A 4,915-nucleotide genomic window follows, 5' to 3' on the forward strand; every position below is an offset into this window, starting at 1 on the left:
ACTCGCAAGGGGCACGATTATTTTGAATAGACCGAACCTGATCCAGGCGCGCTGGCGCGTCGCCGGGCTGATCGCCTTTAATCTGCTTGCGCTAATCTTGCTCGCCAGTTGGCGTTGGCCTCCGGCCCGGCGGCTGTGGGACGGGTTCGACGCCTGGGCATTCCACCTGCTGAATGCGCCCCTGGCAAGCAACACCGCCTGGGCCCATGTTTGGGCAGTGTGCAGCATGCGACCGGTCGATCTCGGTTTCGGCTTGATCATGCTGGGCTTTCTGATCAAGGGGAACTGGATATTCGCTGCTGTCCAGGTGCGTCAGGCGCTGTACGCTTTTCTGGCGCTCCTGCTGTTATTGCTGCTGATTCGCGCGGGGCTGTTCGTGGAAGTGATCAAGATCATGCACTGGCAGCGCGAGAGTCCGTCGTTGACCGTGGAAGGAGCGGTCAGGTTGTCCGACCTGTTCCCAGAATGGAGCAGGGTTTGGCAAATGAAGGACTCGTCCGAGCGCAGCTTTCCCGGCGACCATGCTTCGGTTCTGCTGCTGTGGGCGATATTTGTTTCGCCTTTCGCGCGGGGTTGGCGGCGGTGGCTCGTCTGGGGGCTGACGTTGCTGTTGATCCTGCCCAGGCTCGTATCCGGCGCGCACTGGCTATCGGATGTTCTCGTTGGTGGATTGTTGCTCAGCTTTGTCGCCATCGGCTGGGGTCTGTACACGCCTTATGCGGCCACAGCCTGCTCCCTCTTGGAGCGCATCGGCACCCCTGTTCTGCTGCGCCTGGGGAGGCTGCCGGGACTGCGGCACATCAGTCTGCTGTCCAGTTCGCATTGACCATGGTCGCCGGTCATGGAAGCAATAAGGAATGAAGCGAGAGCCGGCCATGCGCGGCATCGCCAGAAAGGCCGCGATCCGAAGTTGCGGCGTGCAGATCGCCGTCTAACGCTACCAACGCGTGGTGGTTTCGAGTGCAAAATCAGCAGAAGGCCTGGCCTCTGCCGGGCCGCCATGACGGGAGGCAACGCAAAGCATGAAATCCAACGGGGACAAGAACAAAGCCGCGACGGACGCGGCAGACAAGCGCAACGGCGCCGAATCCAGGGACAAAGTGTCGAACAAGGACTACGAGAAGGAGCTCGCGCGGTTACACGTCGAGCTGGTCAAGCTCCAGGGGTGGGTGGTGCACAAGGGGCTCAAGGTCTGCGTCGTGTTCGAAGGCCGCGACGGCGCCGGGAAGGGCGGCGTCATCAAGGCGATCACGCAGCGGGTCAGCCCGCGCGTGTTTCGCGTCGTGGCGTTGCCGGCGCCGAGCGATCGCGAGAAGAGCCAGATGTATGTGCAGCGCTACCTGCCTCACTTCCCGGCTGCCGGCGAAATCGTGATCTTTGATCGCAGCTGGTACAACCGCGCGGGGGTCGAGCGGGTGATGGGTTTTTGCTCCGAGGAGCAGGTGAAGAAGTTCCTGCAGACCGTGCCCCTGGTGGAGAAAGCCATGGTCGAATCCGGCATCCTTTTGCTCAAGTACTGGCTGGAGGTGAGCCCCGAGGAGCAAACCCGCCGGCTGGAGGCACGCATTCACGACGGGCGCAAGGTCTGGAAGCTCTCGCCGATGGATCTCAAGTCCTACAGCCGCTGGTACGACTACTCCCAGGCGCGCGACGAGATGTTCAAGGCCACCGACAGCGGGTTTGCGCCCTGGTACGTTGCCAACTCGGATAACAAGAAGCGGGCTCGCCTGAACATCATCACCCACTTGCTCAGCAACATTGCATACAAGCAGGCGCCAATGGAAAAGATCAAGCTGCCCGAGCGGCAAAAACCGGGAGGCTACCGCGATGCGAAATATCCGTTCAAATTCGTGGAGGAGAAGTATTGATGCCGGTACCTGAGGGCCAAGTCGCAAGCCGCTCTCTGGTTGGTGACCCACGCGGACCAAACGATCGGCCTGCGCGTGATAGCATCACAACGATGGCAGACGGCAGCAGGAGCATATCCGTGCAAGGAAACGCATGAACACCCAAGCCAGTCCGGCTCGCATCGCTGCGGCGAAAGCGTTGCTGATGGCTCTCGTGGCTGCTGTCCTTTGGGGCGGGGCGCCGGCTCGCGGGGGCGACAGCGCCGCGTATTACCCCGGCAAGTTCGTGTGGTTCGATCTGGTAACCGACGATCTCCCCGCAACCCGTCAGTTCTACGGCACGGTCTTCGGCTGGCAGTTCCGCACCGTGGGCAAGCCCCCGGCGGCGTACACGCTCATAGAGAATACGGGCGAGAGCATCGGCGGCATGTTCTATCGCGCCCGCCCCGCGGGCGCTTCGAGCAGTGCCCGCTGGCTGTCGCTGATCTCGGTGCCGGATCCGGCCCAGAGCGTTCGTTACGCGGAGCAGCACGGCGGCGCGGTGATCGTCCCGCCCGCGACGATCGCGGGCCGCGGCACGCACGCGCTGCTCCGGGACCCGCAGGGTGCCGTGTTCGGCGTGTTCAAGTGTCAGTCCGGCGATCCGCCCGACACGCCAGTCGCGAGCGGCGACTTCTTCTGGGTGGATCTGCTGACACCGGACCCGGCGAAAGCAACTGATTTCTACGTTGGCCTGGTCGGATACGAAGCGCACGACAGCGAGGTGAACGCGAACGTGAAGCGCGTGTCGCTTTCTTCGGAAGGGTATGCGCGAGCCGGCATCGTGCCTCTGCCCCCGGCAGTCAAGCAACCGGGGTGGTTGCCTTATGTCCTGGTGGACGACGTTGCCGGCACGCTCAAAAAGGCGATCGCTGCCGGTGGCCGCGCTTTGCTGCAACCGCGCGCGGACCTGCTCGACGGCAACCTCGCGATCATCGCCGACCCGCGAGGTGGCGTGCTGGGCATCGTGAACTGGCCCGCCGCGAGTAACGAGAGCACCGGGAGCGCGAAATGAGCCGGCCGGCTGCCGCTCTGGTTTTCGCGCGTGATGCGTTCTACCGGGCGCTGCTGCTCGGCGTCGTGTTTCTGGCCGGTTGCGCGTCCGGGGGGTCGGGACAAGTGAGCGGTTCGGTGTACGCGGGTGTGGGCTACAACGACCCGTGGTATTGGGGCCCATGTTGCTACGACAACCCGTCGGTGATCGTCGGTCCGCCGCCGGGGCGTCCGTCCGATGGCGGGCCGGGGGCGCGGCCTGAGCAACCCATCGCCAAACCCTCACCATCGCCGCGACCCACGCCGATGCCGCGTGCGGCCGCGGGCGGGCGGCGTCGCTGATAGACCACTGCGCAGCTCGCAGACCGTAGCATCCCATCCCTCGGCTGCGCCAATATCGGCCCCAAGAGCCGCGCATCGTCGGCAAAGATGAGCGACGCGTTGGGATCCGCGGTCGGTCGACCGCCGGACGCCTACGGGTAGTAGCGCCAATCGAAGACCATGCGAAGGCCGACGGAATAGACGGTGCTAAGATCGACGTTCGGAGCGCCTGCCGGGCTGACGACGTTCGCCGAGTTCGGCACGTCGGCACCGGCGAAGAGTTGAAACACCAGGCTCGAGCTCTGGTTGCTGGCAAACGAGCGGTAAGGCCGGTACTCGATGATCGGCAAATCGTAAAAAATCGACTTGTAGTCCACCACCCGGACAGGGCCGCCCGGAGTAGCGCTGGGCGCGATAACGCGATCGTCGCCGCTGAGCCCGTAGAAGGTGACGCCCAGCTCGCGGCCGAGCACGAACTGAAAGCGTCCTATGCTGGTCGCCCAGCCCGACTGCCAGGGGATCAAACCTCCGTTGCCCGCGGTGACCGCCATGCCCGCGTACGTCTCGGGCGAGAACAGGTAGATCGGGGAGAGGAAAATGAGGTCTCCCGGTATCAGGTAGAAGGGCATGCGCAACCGCGTGGCCACACCGGTGCGCGAAGGAATTGCGGCAGTGAGATTTCCCCCTGCCGCGGTCGCGTTGCTGATCGAGTTCGTCGACGAGCTGTCGCCGCGCACCCCGATCGAGAAGAATACGAGGCCGTCACCCGAGTCGCCCAGCACACCCTCGAGACCCAGGCCAAATCGAGCGTCGAGCTCGACTCCGCCCACGAAGCCGGTGCCGGTCGACGGGGTAAATCCGCCGTCTATCGCCCGCCCGTCGATTACGCCGGCCAGGCCCACGAACGGCCCCACCTCGCTGCGAAACCGCGGCATGGCCCCAAGCCCGGGGCCGAGGCTCGGTACGGGCGTCGGCCTCAGGACTTCGCCCATCGCGGCCAGATAGGGACGCCGATATTCCTCCGGCGCCTGCGTGAAGTCGGGCCGCGGCACCAGCACCTTGTTCTTGCACACATCGAACGCGTCGGGTTGGCCCGGCGCCGCGGGGGTGTGCGGCAGCCCGCCGGCCCGCGAGGGGGCTGCGGCGTCGAGCAGCTGGTCGAGGCTTGTACGCACAGCCGTGGAGGCGCGCTCCGCGTCCTCCGGGCGCATGTTGGCATCCCCCATCAACACGATCGAGTCGCCACCCTGCCACAGGAAGACCTCGAGCCCGGCCTTGTTGTAGTAGTCGTGCGTGCCCTGGCGCTGGGCGGAATCGCCCCAGGTCCCTGCCACGTGGCCCGACGCGTAGACGTCTTCGAGGAAGTGAAGCGCAAAGGCTTCATCGAACAGCATGGCCCGCGCAAGCGCCTGGCGCACCTGCGGGGCGAGCTGCTCGTTGGCGAGCCGGGTAGCCTTCTGCAGGGCGCTCAAGTGATACCACTCGTAGACCCCCAGTGCGTTGATGTCGGAGCCTATCTTCAGCGTGAGCTGGGCGTACTCCAGCCGCGACATCGCCGTGCGCGGGCGGGCGAGCAGGAAGTGGGCATTGCTCGAGCCGGCGCGGGTCGCATATTTGGGATCGGCTTGCTGCAGCCGGTTATCTGCAGTGCGCAGCGCATTGATCCGTGCCGCGCGGGCACCCTCCGCCTCAATGCGGCGCTGGAAGTCCGCTAT

General features: G+C 64.9%; 5 protein-coding genes. 4 read left to right on the top strand and 1 reads right to left on the bottom strand.

Annotated features, from left to right (window positions below):
- The 4 genes from JHC36_RS01860 to JHC36_RS01875 all read left to right on the top strand — a co-directional run.
- Window positions 1–826 (top strand): phosphatase PAP2 family protein (locus JHC36_RS01860; protein WP_287915133.1); only part of this gene is annotated, 826 nt, incomplete at its 5' end.
- A gap of 196 nt (window positions 827–1,022) precedes the next feature.
- The gene (ppk2, locus tag JHC36_RS01865; protein WP_287915136.1) at window positions 1,023–1,868 is read left to right on the top strand and encodes a polyphosphate kinase 2; all 846 of its coding nucleotides are present in this window, start codon (window positions 1,023–1,025) and stop codon (window positions 1,866–1,868) included.
- Between the two features lie 133 nt (window positions 1,869–2,001).
- Window positions 2,002–2,901, top strand: coding sequence for a VOC family protein (locus tag JHC36_RS01870; protein WP_287915138.1), 900 nt, complete (start codon window positions 2,002–2,004; stop codon window positions 2,899–2,901).
- Complete coding sequence (locus tag JHC36_RS01875; protein ID WP_287915141.1) at window positions 2,898–3,221, top strand: hypothetical protein; 324 nt, start codon at window positions 2,898–2,900, stop codon at window positions 3,219–3,221. Before JHC36_RS01870 ends, JHC36_RS01875 begins: the two co-directional genes overlap by 4 nt.
- A gap of 131 nt (window positions 3,222–3,352) precedes the next feature.
- Here JHC36_RS01875 and JHC36_RS01880 read toward each other — a convergent pair.
- The coding region (locus tag JHC36_RS01880; protein WP_287915144.1) for a hypothetical protein at window positions 3,353–4,915 on the bottom strand (1,563 nt) is incomplete at its 5' end.

It is taken from the genome of Tibeticola sp. (assembly GCF_022759015.1).
In the GTDB taxonomy this organism is placed as follows: Bacteria; Pseudomonadota; Gammaproteobacteria; order Burkholderiales; family Burkholderiaceae_C; genus Tibeticola; species Tibeticola sediminis.

Excerpts from the sequence above, each read along its gene's own strand:
- JHC36_RS01870 (WP_287915138.1), top strand. The coding sequence starts at position 2,002 with ATGAACACCCAAGCCAGTCCGGCTCGCATCGCTGCGGCGAAAGCGTTG.
- ppk2 (WP_287915136.1), top strand. The coding sequence starts at position 1,023 with ATGAAATCCAACGGGGACAAGAACAAAGCCGCGACGGACGCGGCAGAC.
- JHC36_RS01875 (WP_287915141.1), top strand. The coding sequence starts at position 2,898 with ATGAGCCGGCCGGCTGCCGCTCTGGTTTTCGCGCGTGATGCGTTCTAC.